The sequence below is a fragment of the Bacillus sp. FSL W8-1143 genome, assembly GCF_037965155.1.
In the GTDB taxonomy this organism is placed as follows: domain Bacteria; phylum Bacillota; class Bacilli; order Bacillales; family Bacillaceae; genus Bacillus; species Bacillus pumilus.
This window is the reverse complement of the sequence record NZ_CP150182.1, coordinates 56,647-75,492: the sequence shown is the minus strand read 5'-3', so window position 1 is coordinate 75,492 and position 18,846 is coordinate 56,647. Positions and strand designations below refer to the sequence as shown.

18 protein-coding genes and 2 tRNA genes are annotated in these 18,846 nt (G+C 42.2%); all 20 read right to left on the bottom strand.

Annotation, left to right across the window (positions count from 1 at the left end):
- Window positions 1–12: 12 nt before the first annotated feature.
- Complete coding sequence (gene spoIIE, locus NSQ36_RS00400; protein ID WP_003217965.1) at window positions 13–2,496, bottom strand: stage II sporulation protein E; 2,484 nt, start codon at window positions 2,494–2,496, stop codon at window positions 13–15.
- Window positions 2,497–2,701: 205 nt separating this feature from the next.
- Window positions 2,702–2,773 (bottom strand) — tRNA-Glu (locus NSQ36_RS00395).
- A gap of 26 nt (window positions 2,774–2,799) precedes the next feature.
- Window positions 2,800–2,873 (bottom strand) — tRNA-Met (locus NSQ36_RS00390).
- A 177-nt stretch (window positions 2,874–3,050) separates the two neighbouring features.
- On the bottom strand, window positions 3,051–3,449 hold the full coding sequence (locus tag NSQ36_RS00385) for a S1 domain-containing RNA-binding protein (protein ID WP_003217901.1): 399 nt from the start codon (window positions 3,447–3,449) through the stop codon (window positions 3,051–3,053).
- 82 nt (window positions 3,450–3,531) lie between these two features.
- Entirely contained in the window at window positions 3,532–3,906 is a 375-nt protein-coding gene (locus tag NSQ36_RS00380; protein ID WP_003217952.1) for a septum formation initiator family protein, read from the bottom strand.
- An 18-nt stretch (window positions 3,907–3,924) separates the two neighbouring features.
- Entirely contained in the window at window positions 3,925–4,563 is a 639-nt protein-coding gene (yabQ, locus tag NSQ36_RS00375; RefSeq protein ID WP_339206489.1) for a spore cortex biosynthesis protein YabQ, read from the bottom strand.
- On the bottom strand, window positions 4,560–4,868 hold the full coding sequence (gene yabP, locus NSQ36_RS00370; RefSeq protein WP_003217974.1) for a sporulation protein YabP: 309 nt from the start codon (window positions 4,866–4,868) through the stop codon (window positions 4,560–4,562). The genes yabQ and yabP overlap by 4 nt, the downstream gene beginning before the upstream one ends.
- A 74-nt stretch (window positions 4,869–4,942) precedes the next feature.
- Window positions 4,943–5,203, bottom strand: a complete 261-nt coding sequence (locus tag NSQ36_RS00365; RefSeq protein ID WP_003217975.1) for an RNA-binding S4 domain-containing protein — start codon at window positions 5,201–5,203, stop codon at window positions 4,943–4,945.
- Complete coding sequence (gene mazG, locus NSQ36_RS00360) at window positions 5,200–6,684, bottom strand: nucleoside triphosphate pyrophosphohydrolase (protein ID WP_339206487.1); 1,485 nt, start codon at window positions 6,682–6,684, stop codon at window positions 5,200–5,202. Before mazG ends, NSQ36_RS00365 begins: the two co-directional genes overlap by 4 nt.
- Window positions 6,674–8,278: a polysaccharide biosynthesis protein gene (locus NSQ36_RS00355; protein WP_251191527.1), complete on the bottom strand. Its 1,605-nt coding sequence runs from the start codon at window positions 8,276–8,278 to the stop codon at window positions 6,674–6,676. The genes mazG and NSQ36_RS00355 overlap by 11 nt, the downstream gene beginning before the upstream one ends.
- A 193-nt stretch (window positions 8,279–8,471) precedes the next feature.
- Window positions 8,472–9,008: a stage V sporulation protein T gene (spoVT, locus tag NSQ36_RS00350; RefSeq protein ID WP_003217990.1), complete on the bottom strand. Its 537-nt coding sequence runs from the start codon at window positions 9,006–9,008 to the stop codon at window positions 8,472–8,474.
- A 139-nt stretch (window positions 9,009–9,147) separates the two neighbouring features.
- Entirely contained in the window at window positions 9,148–12,681 is a 3,534-nt protein-coding gene (gene mfd, locus NSQ36_RS00345; protein WP_050945793.1) for a transcription-repair coupling factor, read from the bottom strand.
- 67 nt (window positions 12,682–12,748) lie between these two features.
- The gene (locus tag NSQ36_RS00340; RefSeq protein WP_339206484.1) at window positions 12,749–12,979 is read right to left on the bottom strand and encodes an anti-sigma-F factor Fin family protein; all 231 of its coding nucleotides are present in this window, start codon (window positions 12,977–12,979) and stop codon (window positions 12,749–12,751) included.
- Between the two features lie 55 nt (window positions 12,980–13,034).
- Window positions 13,035–13,601 (bottom strand): aminoacyl-tRNA hydrolase, encoded by a 567-nt coding sequence (pth, locus tag NSQ36_RS00335; RefSeq protein WP_212046561.1) that lies wholly within the window; start codon window positions 13,599–13,601, stop codon window positions 13,035–13,037.
- A gap of 150 nt (window positions 13,602–13,751) precedes the next feature.
- Window positions 13,752–14,378, bottom strand: coding sequence for a 50S ribosomal protein L25/general stress protein Ctc (locus tag NSQ36_RS00330; RefSeq protein WP_003217956.1), 627 nt, complete (start codon window positions 14,376–14,378; stop codon window positions 13,752–13,754).
- 137 nt (window positions 14,379–14,515) lie between these two features.
- Window positions 14,516–15,469: a ribose-phosphate diphosphokinase gene (locus NSQ36_RS00325; protein ID WP_003217907.1), complete on the bottom strand. Its 954-nt coding sequence runs from the start codon at window positions 15,467–15,469 to the stop codon at window positions 14,516–14,518.
- A gap of 22 nt (window positions 15,470–15,491) precedes the next feature.
- Window positions 15,492–16,862 (bottom strand): bifunctional UDP-N-acetylglucosamine diphosphorylase/glucosamine-1-phosphate N-acetyltransferase GlmU, encoded by a 1,371-nt coding sequence (glmU, locus tag NSQ36_RS00320; protein WP_339206482.1) that lies wholly within the window; start codon window positions 16,860–16,862, stop codon window positions 15,492–15,494.
- Window positions 16,863–17,060: 198 nt separating this feature from the next.
- Complete coding sequence (gene spoVG / locus NSQ36_RS00315) at window positions 17,061–17,357, bottom strand: septation regulator SpoVG (protein WP_034324487.1); 297 nt, start codon at window positions 17,355–17,357, stop codon at window positions 17,061–17,063.
- A gap of 225 nt (window positions 17,358–17,582) precedes the next feature.
- Complete coding sequence (ridA, locus tag NSQ36_RS00310; RefSeq protein WP_003217959.1) at window positions 17,583–17,960, bottom strand: 2-iminobutanoate/2-iminopropanoate deaminase; 378 nt, start codon at window positions 17,958–17,960, stop codon at window positions 17,583–17,585.
- A 37-nt stretch (window positions 17,961–17,997) separates the two neighbouring features.
- Entirely contained in the window at window positions 17,998–18,831 is an 834-nt protein-coding gene (purR, locus tag NSQ36_RS00305; RefSeq protein ID WP_003217919.1) for a pur operon repressor, read from the bottom strand.
- Window positions 18,832–18,846: the final 15 nt, after the last annotated feature.

The following is an 18,846-nucleotide window of genomic DNA, read 5'->3' as shown; positions in this document are numbered from 1 at the left end:
TTATACGATATTTCAAGAAATCTCTTGTTTCTCAAGATAGAATGTACCAGTCGGAATGGATGCCCATTTAGGCGTATTGTGATCAAGCCTGATGACAACAACCGTCATATCGTCATCAATTTGACCCGATCTTGTTCGAATGACCTCTTCCATTAATAAATCAGCAATCTCTTGCGGATCTTCTGTTTTAAAGCTTTTCATTTTGCGTTTCACCCAGAGATCATGATTTTCAATATGCTTTGGTCCTTCGAAAATGCCATCACTCATCATAATCAGCAGATCTCCTGCCTTCATCTGTTCACTCACAACCTCCACTTCAAATTCATCAATAATCCCAATCGGTAAGTTGCTCGCTTGTACCTTCATCACCTGATCACCCCGTTTAATAAAGCTGGGTGTTGAACCGATCTTAAGGAATTTACAGCTCGCATCCTGTAAATCAATAATGGACAAATCTAACGTTGAATAGATTTCATCTGTCGTTCGTAAAGATAAAATACTATTAATGGTTTTAATCGCCACTTTTTCATTGATGCCTGATGCCAATATTTTTTCTAACAGCTTAATCGTTTCATTGCTTTCAAAATGAGCCCTTGCTCCATTGCCCATTCCATCACTAATAGCCGCGGCATATTTGCCCGCACCCAGCTCCATCATGCTGTAGCTGTCTCCAGACACTAATCCTCCGCCTTTTGCTGCATGCGCTACGCCTGTAGCCACTCGATATGATTTTGCAGAGCCAAATACAACGTGGCAATAGCCTGTTGGGTGCTCTGCACACTGCTCTGCTTTGACTAAAATCTGTTCTTCTAAAATATCTGAGAGCATAGGGGCGATGATTTTTTCACATTCACCATGGCCCTGGCAATATGGGATTCTCATTTCAATATCGACATTCCCCTGCTCCAAGCTATAAATTTCTACTTGCTGAATTTCAATTCCAAAGTGCTGAAGTGCTTCTATCATCTGCTCTTCTTGAATAAAATGCTGTTCTCTTTCCCGTTTTATTTCCCGGGAAAAATCCTCCATCACTTGTGAGACACCCATCAGTTGTTCAGCTACAAGGCGTCTGCTGTCTTGGACTTTTTTCTTCAGAGTCTGGTTGGCTTTATAGTAAGCGATCTCCTCTTCAATCAATTCCTCGACATGTTTTGATTTTGAGCAGTGCTGGCTAAATTTCTTCTTCAATTTCCGGTTTTGCTCGTAGGTTTTTTCATCAGATTCATGCATAACTTGTTTCATCAGTTCATAGGTTGTATCAAAGTTCTGCACCCAGCATTTATTTTTCTTATAGCACGTTTGACAGGATCGTTCTGTGATCGTACTTAAAAAAAGATCTACATCCTCTTCCTGTTTCTTTTCTTCAGGAATAGAATCGTAAAATGTCGCAAAACTCTCAGACAGCGCATGAAATACGTTAGAAAATTGGTCTACCTTTTTTGCTGTCACATCTCGTACTTTCCGGGCGTATTGCTGCTGTTCCTGTACATGCTCTACCGTACCAGGAATATATTTCGCTACCTTAGAGGTCACTGATTGCGGCGTGAGCAAGAAGAGCGCAACCGCAATCAATGATTCATATAGCGTGGTTATGAGTCCTGCTGATCCTTCTCCGTACAAGGAAATAAGTAAGGAACCCACAATTAAGCCAATGGCTGCACCTGCTTTCTTCCCCTCTTTCAGCAATCCCCCTAATAAACCTGAAAAGGCAAGAAGACTCATCTGATAAAGGTTTCCGATGTTAGCGAGACCGAGAATTAATCCAGTCACGACACCCACTGTACAACCAATACTCGCTCCTCCAATAAAGGCAAAGCTCAGCACTACATATCGTGACAAAATATGCTCTGCCTGCATTCCTTGAAATGTGATGCCTGCCAGACCTGTTAAAACTGAGGCAATCAAAATCATAAAGCAAATAATTTCTTCAACCTTTAAGGAGTGTTTGATTTTCCTGACTGTAAAAATCGGCAGGCTTTGAAGGAAAATCAGTGTCAAAATGAAGGCAAGTCCTGCTTCGACACCCGCCATGACGTAATCGTAGCTTTGCACAGCACCTTGCTCTAGGTAAACAAACGCTCCTCTGGTGATCAGCATTGACAGCACAATGACAACCGGCAATGTTTTCACTGGGTCTTTGATGATGAAAGAAACCACCTTGGACATAAGAAGGAATACGATCAGCGACGCAAACACAAACAATGCATTTTGAGGTGATATCGTCATGGCTCCAGCAAGTAAAGCGAGACAAGCAAGCATGGACTTATCTCTTTTGATAAGTAGCATCGAGCCAAAGAAAGGCAGAGCAAACGGCATAATTTCAGATAATATAAAGGCTCGTCCTAATAAAAAACCAAGAACGACATAAATAAACCCTTTATAGAAAAAAAGAGAATGCGTATGATGAAGAAACAGGTTTTTCATCTTTTTTAACCCTGCACTGATTCTTTCAAACCCCGCTCCTGTTAAATCAGTTCTTCTTTCTAGTTTTTCCATCTTTTCATCCCCCACCTGATATTCGTTGCTTGTCATTATAGCGAAGGTGAAAAAGAAATTTTGTCAAAAGAAGTTGTCGTTTCCATAAAACGTTCGACGCTTTATTCGTCAAAAAGGCATACTTTCATGAAAGTCGATGTCTTTCATCAGAATTTTACGAAGACACAAAAAAAACAGCTTTCCTAAAGAAAGCTGTTTTCGAAGATGACCCGTACGGGATTCGAACCCGTGTTACCGCCGTGAAAGGGCGGTGTCTTAACCGCTTGACCAACGGGCCTTGCTTTTATGTTCTAATAAAAAGGATAGCGGCGGAGGGGATCGAACCCCCGACCTCACGGGTATGAACCGTACGCTCTAGCCAGCTGAGCTACACCGCCATAATAAAAATGCGCTAAGAAGCACAAGATCTATAATACAAAGGAATCGCTTGTCCGTCAATAGGAAGTTTTAAATTAAATGACGAAATCTCAAAAAATGTCGTATGGATCAAGAAAAAAAGCACCTGCGGACAGCAGGTGCTTTGTTGTGAAAGATATATAGAAAGCAGCAACAAGTTAACCTCTTCTTGCTCCGCGTCCCCCACGTTTTGATTCCGTGTTACGTTTTAAAGATGTTAAGCGGTCTTCACTATCTTTTAAGAATTTGTTCATTTTTTGCTCAAACGATTCCTTCGGACGGAAATCATTTCTGCTCGGTCTTGATTGTTGTTGTTGAGGACGATCTTTTGCTTTTTTAATGGACAAGCCGATTTTACCGTCTTTTTCAACGTTAATCACTTTCACTTCAACTTGTTCACCGACTTTTAAATGCTCATTAATATCTTTTACATAGTTATCGGCTACCTCACTGATATGAACGAGACCAGTTGAACCGCCTGGCAACTCCACAAAAGCTCCAAAATTTGTAATGCCCGTAACTTTCCCTTGTAACTTGCTGCCAACTTCAATCGACATAAAAAAAGTGCTCCTCCTTAGACTTATAAAAAAATCTCATTTGTTCAATTATACATAAACTGAATTTTAAGTGTCAACAAGGCTAATCGCTCTTATTGCCCACATCAAAGATTTTTTCGCCTTTTTTGGACATATAATAGTCTCGTCGTGCCAGTTCGAGTACGTATTCCTTGCTTTTCAGCTTTTTAATTTCATCAGAAATATCTTCCTGCTTTGTTTGTAATTGCTTTAATTCTTTTTCGAGCGCAACCTTCTTCTCTTCTTTTTCCTTTAATGAGGACGATTGCGACCAGAGGGCACTTGTCACCAAGACAGCAAACATGAGCACGATCACACCAAACACGGTAAGCCTTCTAAGGAGTCCACGGCGTTTGCGTTTTAAGCGTTGTGCTTGCTGTTCCATTTGTTTTTGGTAATCATTTTGAATTTGTGCGATATTTCTTTTTCTCTTGTTCAAGGTTGAAGGCCTCCTCTCTTACTTTGTCCAGAATTGTTTCCATTTCGTTTTGATGGTACCAGATAATTTCTTGGTCCCTTGTAAAATTCCTGCTCCTTTAGAGAAAAACAATCTCATTGATGTTCGCCATTTTTCGGGAATCCGATGAATAATGGTCACATTAAGTAACCAGATGAGCGGATAACAAACAATGGACAGCACCTTCCACACGAGCCGAAACGTAAAACGAACAAGACGTAAGAGCGAGTGGAACAAGAACAGTATAACACTTATGACCATTGTGACAATCCAACGGATCGGCTGGAAGACGATCGACATGACCAGCCTTTTAAGGATGAGAACGGTTTGATAAATACACATCGTGATAAATTTGAGAATGTTCATATACAGCTGTTTCATCAATGCCTGATACATCGAGAAACCTAGTGCAACGGCTAGAAAGATATAAAGCCTGAATTCTCCCTCATTTGTCAGCAGCAGAACATAAAAGAATAAGAGACCCTGTACCAGCCAAAAAAGGAGATCGTGTATAATCAAAAGCCATTTTGCTGTCTTTTTCCGATTCACAAACAGCTTGTACGTATCAAGCGATGCGCCCAGCCAGATGCCCATCGCTACCATCGAAAGCATCGTATAAAACTGGACTGTCAGCGTCATTTAAACAGCTTGCTAAAAAATCCTTTAGCTTTCTCCCCGTGCTGCTCATCTACATAAATTAAGTCAAAGACACGTCCTTTAATCGACACAACGCCTTTTTCGACGTCTAGGTTTTTCATTTGCAGATTTTCTCCACGGATAGCGAGAATCCCCATGACCGTCTCAAGCAGAAATTCTTCATTATCAAAGCTTTCCACCTGTTTGACGCCGGTAATATCTAAATGCTTTCTGTTTCGCATTGTGATATTGTGTTCCGCTTCTGATGACAGCTTCGTGCCTTGAGGTTGATTATAATATTGATTCATTTATACATCCCCCATATCTCATACTTGCATTGTTACTGCATTGTATGTGACAGGGGGATCATTTAGAACAAGCCCTATTCTGCTGTTTTTTCTTCTTTTAGCACAGTATACATGCCAGCGGCTTCTTCTTTTTTCGTTGTGTCCTTTAACTCGTTGACTTGAACCGTCACTAGTTTTTGACCAAAACGGATTTTAAGCTCGTCTCCTTCTTTCACATCAGAGCTGGCTTTCGCCTGTGTGCCGTTAATCGAAATTCTGCCTTGATCAGCGACTTCTTTTGCCAATGTTCTTCTTTTGATTAAACGGGACACTTTTAAAAATTTATCTAATCTCATGTATGCTCACCTCTTTCTATACGTTTGGCATCGTTCCATAGATCGTCCATTTCCTCTAGCGTTAAGTCCTCTAATGAACGTCCCATGTCCTTTGCTTTTTGTTCGATATGCTGAAAGCGACGCATGAATTTTGTGTTGGCGGAAGCGAGCGCCGTTTCAGGCTCTAGCTGATAGAACCTTCCAATGTTGACGAGAACAAACAAAAGATCTCCAAATTCATCTTTCATCTGCTTCGTTGCACTTTCGTCCGGCTTCTCTGCCACTTCAACGAGAAATTCCTGCTTTTCTTCTTCGTATTTGTTCCAAATATCTTTCACATCTGTCCAATCAAAGCCTACTTTGGCGGCTTTCTTTTGGAGCTTATATGCCTTTGTTAGTGATGGAAGCGTCGCCGGGATGGATTGCAACATAGAGGCTGCCCGCTCCGGCTTCTCCTGCTGCTTGATTTTTTCCCAGTTGACGACCACTTCTTCTGCTTCAGAAACATTTGTGTCGCCAAACACATGGGGATGTCTACGAATCATTTTTTCTGTGACATGCTGGATGACGTCATCAATTGAGAAAAAGCCGTCATCTTCACCAATTTGAGCATGAAGTAACACCTGCAGCATCACATCTCCGAGCTCTTCCACCATATGGTCTGGATCATCTTCATCTATCGCTTCAAGCAGTTCATAGCATTCTTCAATTAAATAGGGTTTAAGTGACTCATTGGTTTGTTTTTGATCCCATGGACAGCCGCCCGGACCTCTTAATGTACGGATGACGTCACGGAAGGTGTCAAATTGTTGGTAAAGCAGCTTTTCATCTTGAATCGGAGGCACATAAACACTCGTTAAGTTATTTATCGACACATCTCGATCAAGTTCAAATAAAGGAACGGCAGTAATCTGTTCCAGGCTGCTTCCAGCCGCAGTCACAATACAGACTTCATAATCGTCTGGAAGCTTTTCCATCAGCGTGAGTTTCACATTTGAAGCGGTGAGCTGATCATATACCTGACAAATGAGGACATGCTGGGTCAATTTCAGATCGTCCGCTCTCATATCTCCTGCATCAACGAATTGGAATCCCTCGATGGGGTCGATCTGCAGGGAGTTAAACGTCGCATCCAAAAAGCTTTGTCCACCAGCAACGGACACCTCAATCCCGCGCTCTTGCTGCTGAGAAACTAATAGCTGGACGGTCTTTTCAGCGACAAATGGGTGACCTGGTACTGCGTACACAATCTCCTTTTCCGCAGCCTCTGCAAATAAAATTTCCGTGATTTCCTGATAGACCGAATCAAACTGATCGTGCTTTTCATAAATCTCATCAAAAAAGGTCAGCGATGGAACCTCCTGCATCAACTCTGCGGTAAGCGGGTGGTCCTGCGTTCTCATAAATACTTCTTTCGCCTGCTTCAGCTGCTTGTATACACCGAGCGTCAGCTGATCCATGTCGCCTGCCCCAAGACCGACGACGGTAATCTTACCTGCCATTTTGATTCCCTCTCATCTGTTTAAAATATAAAATCTTTTCTCCTAATGGAATGAGTCTCCATTCCTCGTCCGTAAATACTTCTAGCTTAAGAATACTATATAAAAAGGCGAAACCACCAATAAAAACTGACGTCAGGCTCTCTAAAACGGAAAAAGGACGTTTTTCAAAGGGAATGACCCAAGAAAACAGTGCCTGATACCCTATTAAGACAATGGCCATGAAAGCGGCCGATAAAAGAATTTTCACTGGAAACAGCTCTCTCAACGAAATCCATCCTTTATGCCTCAAATAAACGGCATTGAGCAGAGCGGCAGCGAGAAAACCGCACACGGTTGACCATGCGGCACCGTAGATGCCAAATAGCGGCACAAGTGCAAGCGTGAGTATCCATTTCACCAGCACACTGAGAATCACCACAACAGCCGGATACACAGTATGCCCGAGCCCTTGAAGTAAAGCTGCTTGCGTAATCGCAATCGATGTAAATGCGATGGAAATACAGAATATTTGCAACGCATCGGTACCTAAATCATTACGAAAAAGCATGGTATTGACTGACGAAAGAATACAAATCAGCCCAACTGCGGAACCAATCCCTAAAACCGACGTGGTCTTAAACGATGTACGTACTTTTTGCCTGATCGCTTCATGCTCTCCATTCCTCATGGCAGCAGATAAAAATGGCACAAGAGAGGTCCCGATGCTAATGGCAAACACTGTCCCTAGCTGTAAAAACGGCTGCCCTCGGTCATACACACCTTTTGCCGCCTTTGCCGCGGCTTCACTCAGTCCCTCACTGCGCAGCAACGCATACAGATGAAAGGCATCAATCATTTGCATCCATAAAATGAGCAATCCGCTGACACAAATCGTGAATGTATACAGCACCAAACTCTTCAAAACATCCTTTTTCCGAAGTGTCGCCCGCTTGACTGTCATAGGTGCAGAAGACTGTTTTCGGTAAGTCAGCCAAAGGAAAAGAAGCAGTATAAGCGAGGCCGCGCTTCCCGCTATGGAGGAGAAGACTGCACCCGCCCCTGTTTCATAAAGCGAATAGCCGTGCCTGACGAAATAGAAGGATAAAACAAGCAGGACGCCTACCCTGATGAGCTGCTCAACCAATTGAGAAACAGCCGTTGGAAGCATCATACCGTCACTCTGAAAAACGCCTCTCAGCATCACGGTAAGCGGCAGAAATAAAAACACGAAAGCACTCATTTGGATGAGCAGGATTAATTGACTGTCCGCCATAAGGCTCGCAATACTGCCTGCTCCTATGTAAAGACAAAGAAATAAGACCAGGCTCAGTAAAGTGATATAGACCAAGGATACCCTTGTAATAATTCGTCGATTCTCTTCCCCATGCTCACTCAAAAGCTTGGACACCATGACAGGAAACCCTGTGGTGCCGAGCATGATCGCAATACCTAGGAAGGGGTACACTTGCTGATAAATATAAAACCCTGTGTCTCCTACGATGTTCTGGAACGGAACACGATAAACGGCACTTAGTACCTTTGATAACAAGCCTGCGATGGTCAAAATCACCGCACCCTGGAAAAGCCAATGCGGCTGATTCACAGCATTTTTCATGGATGACTCCTTTAAAAATAGATCTACAGTTAAACGCACTCATTATATCATACGTGAATGAAAAGCCGTTTCTTTCTAAGGAGTAGACGGCACATTTCTCGTTTTGTTTCATTCCATATAAAAAACGCCGACAAAATCAAATGATTTCATCGGCATTCTTTCGTTTCATCAAAATGATATAGAATTATTAGACCTAGTGTTCCATTTGACGGGCTAGGAAGCCAGCTGCTGTTTCTGCCGCTTTATGCTCCACTTCCCCCATTGAACGCTCTTTAGAAAATAAGACGACGGCGCCAATCGGATCTCCGTTTGCAACAATAGGTGCAATGGTATAAGCAGATACGTCATCATCAATACCATCGACAAGTTGAATTTCTTTTTTGCTTTCTTCTAATACAGAATTGCGCTGGTCCATTGTTCGTTCAAGTAAATCACTGATGGATTTGTTTAAGTACTCTTTTTTCGAACTGCCGGATACAGCAATATACGTATCTCGATCACAAATCAGGATGGAATGACCCAAACTGTCGAATAATGCATCAGCATATTCCTTCGCAAAGTCTCCTAGCTCACTAATCGGCGAATACTTCTTCAAAATGACTTCTCCATCGCGGTCGACGAAAATCTCAAGCGGATCTCCTTCCCGGATGCGCAATGTTCTGCGAATCTCCTTCGGAATAACCACTCTACCTAGATCATCGATGCGGCGTACAATTCCAGTTGCTTTCATTCACTGCTGCCTCTCTTTCGTTTGATGATGTGTTGGGTGAATGGAGCAAAAGCGTCCACTTTATGCAACATTCACCACTTGACCCTGAGATTAGTATCCGTCACATCAACCGTAATATACACGAGAGACAAACAAATTTTTATGAAGATGGAATGGTTTCTTTTTTCACATCTTGAAGACCCCGAAGCATATTCAGAACGATTTCAAGCCATTCCCCTGTCTTCTTGCCTTTCGTTTGGACAGAAATAATTAGCTTGCTGCCTTCCATTCCTAAGCCAATATCACGGCCATATTTACTGCCGAGGGCAAATAATTTTTGACCGTCGATTTCACTGCTTGATTGCTCTTCAAGGGTGAGCCTGACAATGCCTTTCTCCATCTTGATCAGTTCGACACGTTCCTGCACTGCGTATACTTTCATCGTCGCAATCGTGAACAAGTCCGCCACTTCTTGCGGATATTCACCGAATCGGTCGATCATCTCATCTTGAAGCTCTTTTCGCTCTTCAATTGATCCAATCGCTCTGAACTGTTTATACATCTCGATCTTTTGCTTCCCATCCGAAATGTAAGTGTCCGGGATGTAAGCATCGATTTGCAGATCGATTTCCGGTTCGAATTTATCTTGAGCCGTTGTATCGCCTCTTCTTTCCTCAATGGCTTCTTTCAGCATTTGAGAATAGAGGTCGAATCCAACAGAATCAATGAATCCATGCTGCTGTGCACCAAGTAAATTTCCTGCTCCTCGAATCGTTAAATCACGCATCGCAATTTTAAATCCTGATCCGAGCTCTGTGAATTCTTTAATAGCTTGAAGTCTCTTCTCTGCTACTTCAGAAAGAACTTTATCTTTTCGATACGTGAAATAAGCATATGCGACCCGATTCGAGCGTCCTACTCGTCCTCTTAGCTGGTACAGCTGAGAAAGCCCCATTTTATCCGCATCGTGGACGATGAGCGTGTTCACATTTGGAATGTCGACTCCCGTTTCAATGATGGTGGTACTGACCAATACATCTGATTCACCTTCAAGGAAATTGATCATCACTGATTCCAGCTCGTTCTCACTCATTTTCCCATGTGCATAGCTGACTTTCGCATCTGGAACTAACATAGAGATTTCATCTGCTTTTCGTTCAATATCCTCGACACGGTTGTACAGGAAGTACACTTGACCACCGCGTGCTAGTTCTCGCTCAATCGCTTCTCTGACTAAAGCGCCATTGTACTCGACCACATAGGTTTGAACAGGGAAACGGTTTTCAGGCGGTGTTTCAATAACCGATAAATCCCGTACGCCAAGCATAGACATATGCAGCGTACGCGGAATTGGCGTAGCCGTTAATGTCAGTACATCGATATTGGCTTTCATCTGTTTAATTTTCTCTTTATGGGTCACACCAAAACGCTGCTCTTCATCAATAATCAACAAACCTAAGTCTTTATAGACAATATCTTTAGAAAGCAAACGGTGTGTACCAATAACCATATCAATCGTTCCATTTTTCAACCCTTTTAACGTTTCGGTTGTTTCTTTTCTTGTACGGAAACGGCTCAGCTGAGCAATTTTGACCGGATAGTCTTGGAATCGGTCCATAATCGTGTCAAAATGCTGCTGCGCTAAGATGGTTGTCGGCACGAGTAGAGCAACTTGCTTCCCGTCAGCAATCGCTTTGAAGGCGGCTCGAATCGCCACTTCTGTTTTTCCGTATCCCACATCTCCACAAAGCAGGCGGTCCATTGGACGCTCCCGCTCCATGTCTTGTTTGATTTCATGAATCGAACGGATTTGATCATCTGTTTCCTGGTAAGGGAACGCTGATTCAAACTGGTGCTGCATCTCATGATCAGGCGAGAAGGCATACCCTTTGCTTGCCTCACGCTCTGCGTACAGCTTAATGAGATCATCTGCGATGTCCTGTACAGAGGACTCTACTTTTTTCTTCACACGTTTCCAATCGCTGCCGCCTAGTTTGTACAGCTTTGGCTCTTTACCTTCTGATCCCACATATTTCTGTACCTGATCAATTTGTTCAACCGGTACATAAAGCTTGTCGCTTCCTTGATAATGAATATTTAAATAATCTTTATGAATGCCGCCGATTTCAAGCGTTTCAATTCCTAAATACTTACCGATCCCGTGGTTAATGTGCACCACGTAATCGCCGACTTGAAGCTCTGAATAGCTCTTAATTCGCTCTGCATTGGTCAGCTTTTGCTTACGCGCCTGCTTCTTCACACGTTTCTTGAAGAGCTCGCCTTCTGTGATCACGGCAATTTTCGATAACGGCAGTTCAAAGCCTGTTTGCAGCTCACCTTGTAAAATATACACCTGCCCGCTTACAAGCTCTGCGTCCGGCTTGGCAAGAGCGGCTTCAATGTCGTAATCATGTAAGACAGAAGACAGTTTGTCTGTCCGCTCTTCATCCGCACCTAAGAAAACAACTGTGTATTGTTGTTTTTTGTAGCGTTCAATTTCACTTGCAAGCACATTCATCTGACCGTGGAAATTCTGCATTTGCTTACTAGATACATTGACGATATTTTGCGGATTTGTCTGCTGGACATGTCTCAGGAACAAGGAGTAGTACAGAATCGACCGCGATTGCTGATTGATCAGTTGTTGGAACGGGAAAGAAAGGGATAAATCATGAAGAATATTGCCTTCTTCAAGCAGGCTAATTGTCCAATCGGCTTCTTCCTGCTCAAGCTGTTCTTCCATCTCCTGAATCCTGCTAATTTCATCTAAAATAATAATCGTATCCTGTGAAGTGTAATCTAGCAAACTAGCAGGTTTTTCATAGAAATAGGACAGGTACTTCGTCATTTCCTGTGTCACGATACCTTCTAGCAGCTTCTCTCGATCAGCAGAAATATGTTGATGCAACAATTCTTTTTGCTGGTCCGAGTTGAATTTCTTTAAGCTCTTCGCAAGTCCTTGATCAAGCTGTTCAATGGCTCTCACTCGTTCAGGCCCTCTCACAATCAGCTCTTTTGCGGGACCGATTTTAATTTCTTGAAGTGTTTCTAATGAACGCTGTGTATCCGAGTGGAACGTTCGAATTGAGTCTACTTCTGTATCAAACAGCTCAATACGAATTGGGTGATCTTCCGTTAACGAATAAATATCAATGATTCCTCCGCGCACACTAAAATCTCCGGGCGCAGCAACCATTGACGTCCGGTCATAACCGATTTGTACAAGCTGTTTTGAAAACGCCTCCAAATCAATTTCTTCACCAAGCTTTAAATGGATCTGACTCTCCTTCCAGAGCTCAACTGGCGGAAGCATTCGACGCACCGCAGCAGCCGGGGTGACGATAATGGGGTTTTCTCCATTCGCCAGCCGGTTCAGAACATCTAGACGCTGTGCTCTGAGCTCAGGGCTTGCAACGGCAATTTCTGAAGCAATGAGTTCATTCACAGGATAAAGAAGGACCGAGCGATCTGACATCACACTGGCAAGATCATCTGTTACCTTCTGCGCTTGATACAAGTTGTGAGTCACAATAAACATTGGCCGCTTAAGTTCGTCTGATATAGCGGCTGTAAATAAAGATCTGACGGAGCCTGATAGTCCGGCGAGCAGCTGTTCTTTTAACCCTTCCTTTAGCCCATTAAAAATGGACTGAAAATCATCACTTTGTTTGATAAATGATTGTATATTTTTCATTTGGCTCCTCCTCCCTGCTTGTTTAAAACAGAAAAACGCTTTGGTCTATTATCTACACCAAAGCTTTTTATTGAATAAAGGTATGATACTGATGGTAATTAGGATTTCTTTCGAGCGCCTCTTGGCAATCCTCACAAATGGTTTGTACATGTAAATCACCATTTTCCCTATAAGAAATCATATCGTTTCTTTCCTCATTTGTTAAGTGATGAAATCCAAGTGCTTCACTTTGAACAGCGGATTCATCTAGACTGCCAACCTTTACACCACAGTGCCGGCAGTAATAATGCAAAGCCATACGTGATCCTCCCATGCTGAGATTTTATGATCAGTATGTGCTTTGCTTATCATTCTTATACCTTTTTGTTAAAATCATTCATCACTTCTAAAAATGGCTTAGTTAAAGCCGCCTCACAAGCTTCGACAGACGCCTGAATGGCTGATGCAATGTCAGGCTGCTCCTCTTCTGAAAAGCGTCCTAGCACGTAATCGACGACCTTCATGCCATTTTGAGGGCGTCCAATGCCAATACGGAATCGATCAAACTCAGGTGACCCTAAATGCTGAATCAACGATTTGATTCCATTATGCCCGCCAGCACTTCCTTTTGTACGCAAACGAATCCGGCCAGTTGGCAAATCAAGATCATCATAGATGACTTTCAAATGTTCAAGAGGAATATCATAGTAATCCATTAGCGGACGCACGCATTCTCCTGATAAGTTCATATATGTAAGCGGCTTTACAAGTAGAACCTTTTGCCCTGAAACAAACCCTGTTCCAAACAGTCCATTGAATTTTGACTGATTTAAAGGGATGTCCCATTTTTTCGATAATTCATCTATTGTCATAAACCCGACATTATGTCTTGTTTTTTCATATTCTTTTCCTGGATTACCTAATCCAACGAATGCAAGCATGAAACCAATAACCTCCTTTGTCACAAAGCACACGCCTAAAAAATGAGCCAATAGGATTGCCTCATGTAAAACGTATGAATTCTTTTCATTCTAGCACAAAAGACGCAACCGCGGGAGGGTTACGTCTCTAAATGACCAGTTATTCTCCAGTTATTCTCCATCGTTATCCTTTTCTTTAATGGCCTCAGGTTCTTTTGGTTCCTCTGCGCTATCTGGTTCAGGAACCTCTGATTGCTGAGGCGGTAAAATGGATGCCACGACTTCTTCTGGATCGTTATTCACTTGATATGATGACTGAACAGACAAATCAGCGACTGTTAGGACATCATTCACTTCTAAGTTTGTAATATCTGCTTCTATATGCTGAGGGATATCTTTTGGTTTCGCTGTAATGGATAGTTCAAATAGTGGCTGCTGAAGCACACCGCCATCTTTAACTCCTTTAGATTCGCCAATCAGTTGAACAGGTACATCCGCTTCAATTTCACGCTGTAAATCGACCACTTGGAAATCTGCATGGACAAGCTCATTTTTCAGCGGGTCTGTTTGTAATTCTGTGACCATCACAGATTTTGTTTCACCATTCACGTCTAGTGTGATGATTGTATTCTTCCCTTCATCACGTAAGGTCTTTAATAAATCGATGCTGTCTAGTGAAACAGCCAGGTTGTCTGTATTTTTTCCGTATATGACACCAGGAACGTGTCCTGAATGACGGATTTTTTGCAGTGTGGAACGTTTGAAATCAGTTCTTTTATTTGCTTTTAAAGTTGCCATATTCAGCACCATCCTATTTCATTTTTGTCACTACTCTCATAATTACCCATAACCGAATCATTTTAAACCTATTTGCTGTGAATGATGATAGCAAAAAGACCCTAAGCGGATGCCTAGGGCCTTTTTTAATCAGAAAATTAGCTGAAAAGGTAGCTCACAGATTCTTCTTCATGTACACGGATGATGGCTTCTGCAAGCAAAGGCCCAACTGAAAGTGGAATGAATTTCCCAACTTTCTTGTCATCTGTTAAGTGAATACTGTTTGTCACAACTAATTCTTTAATTTTAGAATTTGTGATACGTTCTACTGCTGGTCCAGACAATACTGGGTGAGTACAGCAAGCATATACTTCAGCCGCTCCATTTTCCACAAGTGCATTTGCAGCAAGTGTAATGGTACCAGCTGTATCAATGATATCATCGATGAGAATCGCCGTTTTGCCTTCAATGTTACCAATGATGTTCATCACTTCAGCAACGTTTGGCTTTGGACGACGTTTGTCGATAATTGCGATTGGCGCTTTCAGGCGATCTGCCATTTTACGCGCACGTGTTACACCACCGTGGTCAGGAGACACAACGACGATATCATTCAAGTTTTTCTGTTCGAAATAGTTTGTTAAGATTGGCACAGCCATTAAGTTATCGATTGGAATATCAAAGAAACCTTGGATTTGCGGCGCATGAAGATCAAGTGCAATGACACGTGTAGCACCCGCTGTTTCAAGTAAGTTCGCAAATAGCTTCGCAGTGATTGGCTCACGAGGTTTTGCCTTACGATCTTGACGTGCATATCCGTAATAAGGGATCACAATATTGACCGTTTTCGCAGAAGCGCGTTTTAGTGCATCTACCATAATGAGCAGCTCCATAATGTGCTCATTCACTGGCGCACTAGTGGATTGAATGACATAACAATCACAGCCGCGGATACTTTCTTCAATATTGATTTGGACTTCACCGTCACTAAAGCGTTTAACAGAGCTCTTTCCTACATCAACTCCGATACGATCGGCAATTTCTTTCGCAAGTTCAGGGTTTGAATTCAAAGAGAATATCTTTAAATTCGCATCAGCATAACGATTAGACATGGTAAACCTCCGGGTATTTGGATTATTTTTTATGAATATTTTTCACATAATCTTCTTTATTGACTTGTCTTGCTCTAGCAATAGACAATGCATCCTGCGGTACATCTTCTGTAACCGTTGAACCAGCTGCAACATATGCCCCTTTTCCGACAGTGACTGGTGCCACGAGATTAGAATTACAGCCAATAAAAGCGCCATCTTCAATCTTCGTTAAGAATTTGTTCTTCCCATCATAGTTGACTGTAATAGATCCACAGCCAAGGTTTACATCAGTTCCGACCTCTGCATCTCCAATATAGCTTAGATGAGATGCTTTGCTGCGGTCACCGAAAACCGTTTTCTTGATTTCGACAAAATTCCCGATTTTCACTTCATCGCCAATTTTCGACAACGGGCGAATATGAGCAAACGGCCCAATTGTCACATCGACTCCAACCTCACTATCGCAGACGACAGATTGCTTAATCACTGTGCGGTCTCCGATGATGCTGTCAACAATTTCAGTGTTTGGCCCAATAGTGGCGTCTGCACCGATTTTCACATTCCCTTTGATGACCGTCCCAGGATAAATCATTGTATCTTCACCGATCACTGCATCAGGTGAAATATACGTGTTCTCAGGATCAATCAAGGTCACACCATTCTTCATATGCTGATGATTAATACGTCGCTTCATGAATTGCTCTGCTTGTGATAGAGCGATACGATCATTGACTCCAAGTGTTTCTTCAAAATGCGGTGTTTGATATGCTGCAACCGTTTGTCCTTCATTCTTTAAAATTTCAATGACATCTGGCAAATAGTATTCGCCCTGTGCATTTTCATTCGACACTTGCTCAATCACACGGAAGAGATCTTCATTTGAAAAACAATAAGTCCCTGTATTAATTTCATTCACTTGACGTTCCGCATCATTCGCATCTTTATGCTCCACAATTTTCACGACAGCACCGGTTTCGTCACGAATAATACGACCATAACCTGTCGGGTCATCCGCATGTGCTGTTAAAATAGTGACTTTCGCTTGATGTTTTTGATGCTCGCTCAACATAGCTTCCATTGTTTCCGCTGTCAATAATGGCGTATCACCACAAATGACAATGGTTGTTCCCTTTTCCTGCGCAAGGAACGACTTTGCTTGCTTGACGGCATGTGCTGTTCCCAGCTGTTCTTCTTGAAGTGCATACTCACTTCTGTCTCCAAGCTGCTCTTTGACGTTCTCTGCTCCATGACCGACAATCGCCACTAGCTTGGCTAAAGAAAGCTTTAACGCTTCATCTGCCACATGCTCGACCATTGGCTTTCCGCAAACTGGATGAAGTACTTTGTATAGCTTTGACTTCATTCTCGTTCCTTTTCCCGCTGCTAAAATCACTGCGAACCGCTTATCCATTGATTGGCCTCCAATATCCCTATTATCCATAGAAAAATATATCCTAAATAAGGACTGATTTCAAGGATACATGAGGAAGTACAATATTTTTCTAACGAATGAAACATATAAGACACATGAGGAAAAACGCAAAAAAGACAGCATTTAAAAGAAAACATCCATTTTCTCTTAAAGCTGCCTTTTTAGGTTAACGTATCATTAAGAAGCTCCAGCTTCTTCATATTCAATTGTCTCTTCCTCTTCGCCTAAGCGATGATATTCATTTAATACAGCATCTTGGATTTTTCCCCGAGTACCTGAATTAATTGGATGTGCAATGTCGCGAAACTCTCCATCAGGCGTGCGTTTGCTAGGCATTGCAACAAACAAGCCATTGTTTCCATCAATCACACGAATATCATGAACAACAAATTCGTGGTCCAGCGTGATGGATGCAATCGCCCTCATGCGACCATCGGTATTCACGCGGCGTAATCTTACGTCAGTAACTTCCACAGTAGTTCACCACCTTTTCCCAATATAAAAGCATTACTTAGGTATTCAACGATTGTGGTGATTCTCCTGCTCTTTTTTTAAACTTTTTTTGAAATATCGGGATATTTATACATTTTTTGTCATTTTAGTGACGACGCTTACATTCTCTGCGCGAAAAAAAGACATCATGATGATGTCTTTTCCTGCATATGATGAAACCAAACGGCTTTCGTTACGATTGCCTGTTTACTTTACTAATGCAATCACTTCAATTTCTACGAGTGCATCCTTAGGAAGTCTTGCCACTTCCACACAAGAACGAGCTGGCTTATGTGTATGGAAATACTCACCATACACTTCATTTACTTCTGCGAATTGTTCCATATCTTTGATAAAAACTGTTGCTTTCACGACTGTTTCAAAGGAAGCACCTGCTGCTTCAAGTACGGCCTTAAGATTACGGAACACTTGATGAGTTTGTTCTTTAATATCTCCATTTACAAAGTCTCCAGCTGCCGTTAATGGAATCTGCCCGGAGCTGTAAAACATGTTATTGACAATAATCCCTTGAGAGTAAGGTCCAATGGCTGCTGGTGCATGTTTGGTTTGAACAACTTTTGTCATATCAATCTCTCCCATTCAACTACATGTTTATCAATGCTTAAGCTTTCGAATGAAAAAACTCGTGGAAATTGCCTTCATTGATCTCAATGATCTTCTGCTTCATATCAATGGTTGAAAGCTTTAAAAGCGATACATACTCATCAACGAGACGTTCATCTACGCCTTCATCTTCTAAAAGAACACCGATCCCTGCAACATTTGCATTAAATTCCTCAAGCAAATTCACCATGCCGTTAATGGTTCCGCCAGCTTTCATAAAGTCATCAATGATCAGGACATTGGATCCTTTATCTAAGCTCCGCTTTGCAAGTGACATGGTTTGAATTCGATTAGACGAACCTGACGCGTAGTTAATACTTACAGTTGATCCCTCAGTTACTTTATTATCTTTTCTAACGATCACAACCGGCACATTTAAATAACCCGCAACAGAATAGGCAATAGGAATACCCTTTGTCGCAACAGTCATGACGACATCAATCGCACGATCTGCAAAGATGGTCGCAAATAGCTTACCGATTTTCGCAAGGATTGAAGGATTCCCTAAAACATCGGTTAAATATAAATAACCGCCAGGAAGTACACGTTCAGGAGTCGATAGAGCTTCTCCGATATCGTTTACCACGTCGTCTGCTTCTTTTAGGTGAATCTTTGGAATATATTTCACTCCGCCAGCAGCACCAGGTACAGTAAGCAACGTGCCTATTCCCTGCTGTTCGAAGGTCTGTTTGATAATCGTTAAGTCTTCACTAATGGAGGACTTCGCAGATTGATATCTTTCTGCAAAAAAAGTTAACGGTACTAGTACGTGCGGGTGGGCTAACAAATAATTTGTTAAGTCCACCAATCTGCCGCTTCGACGAAACTTCATGAACTTACCCCCAGA

Coding starts and splice junctions, on each gene's coding strand:
- spoIIE (WP_003217965.1), bottom strand. CDS start 2,496: ATGGAAAAACTAGAAAGAAGAACTGATTTAACAGGAGCGGGGTTTGAA.
- NSQ36_RS00385 (WP_003217901.1), bottom strand. CDS start 3,449: ATGTCGATTGAAGTTGGCAGCAAGTTACAAGGGAAAGTTACGGGCATT.
- yabQ (WP_339206489.1), bottom strand. CDS start 4,563: ATGACGCTGACAGTCCAGTTTTATACGATGCTTTCGATGGTAGCGATG.
- yabP (WP_003217974.1), bottom strand. CDS start 4,868: ATGAATCAATATTATAATCAACCTCAAGGCACGAAGCTGTCATCAGAA.
- NSQ36_RS00365 (WP_003217975.1), bottom strand. CDS start 5,203: ATGAGATTAGATAAATTTTTAAAAGTGTCCCGTTTAATCAAAAGAAGA.
- mazG (WP_339206487.1), bottom strand. CDS start 6,684: ATGGCAGGTAAGATTACCGTCGTCGGTCTTGGGGCAGGCGACATGGAT.
- NSQ36_RS00355 (WP_251191527.1), bottom strand. CDS start 8,278: ATGAAAAATGCTGTGAATCAGCCGCATTGGCTTTTCCAGGGTGCGGTG.
- spoVT (WP_003217990.1), bottom strand. CDS start 9,008: ATGAAAGCAACTGGAATTGTACGCCGCATCGATGATCTAGGTAGAGTG.
- mfd (WP_050945793.1), bottom strand. CDS start 12,681: ATGAAAAATATACAATCATTTATCAAACAAAGTGATGATTTTCAGTCC.
- NSQ36_RS00340 (WP_339206484.1), bottom strand. CDS start 12,979: ATGGCTTTGCATTATTACTGCCGGCACTGTGGTGTAAAGGTTGGCAGT.
- pth (WP_212046561.1), bottom strand. CDS start 13,601: ATGCTTGCATTCGTTGGATTAGGTAATCCAGGAAAAGAATATGAAAAA.
- NSQ36_RS00330 (WP_003217956.1), bottom strand. CDS start 14,378: ATGGCAACTTTAAAAGCAAATAAAAGAACTGATTTCAAACGTTCCACA.
- NSQ36_RS00325 (WP_003217907.1), bottom strand. CDS start 15,469: ATGTCTAATCGTTATGCTGATGCGAATTTAAAGATATTCTCTTTGAAT.
- glmU (WP_339206482.1), bottom strand. CDS start 16,862: ATGGATAAGCGGTTCGCAGTGATTTTAGCAGCGGGAAAAGGAACGAGA.
- ridA (WP_003217959.1), bottom strand. CDS start 17,960: ATGACAAAAGTTGTTCAAACCAAACATGCACCAGCAGCCATTGGACCT.
- purR (WP_003217919.1), bottom strand. CDS start 18,831: ATGAAGTTTCGTCGAAGCGGCAGATTGGTGGACTTAACAAATTATTTG.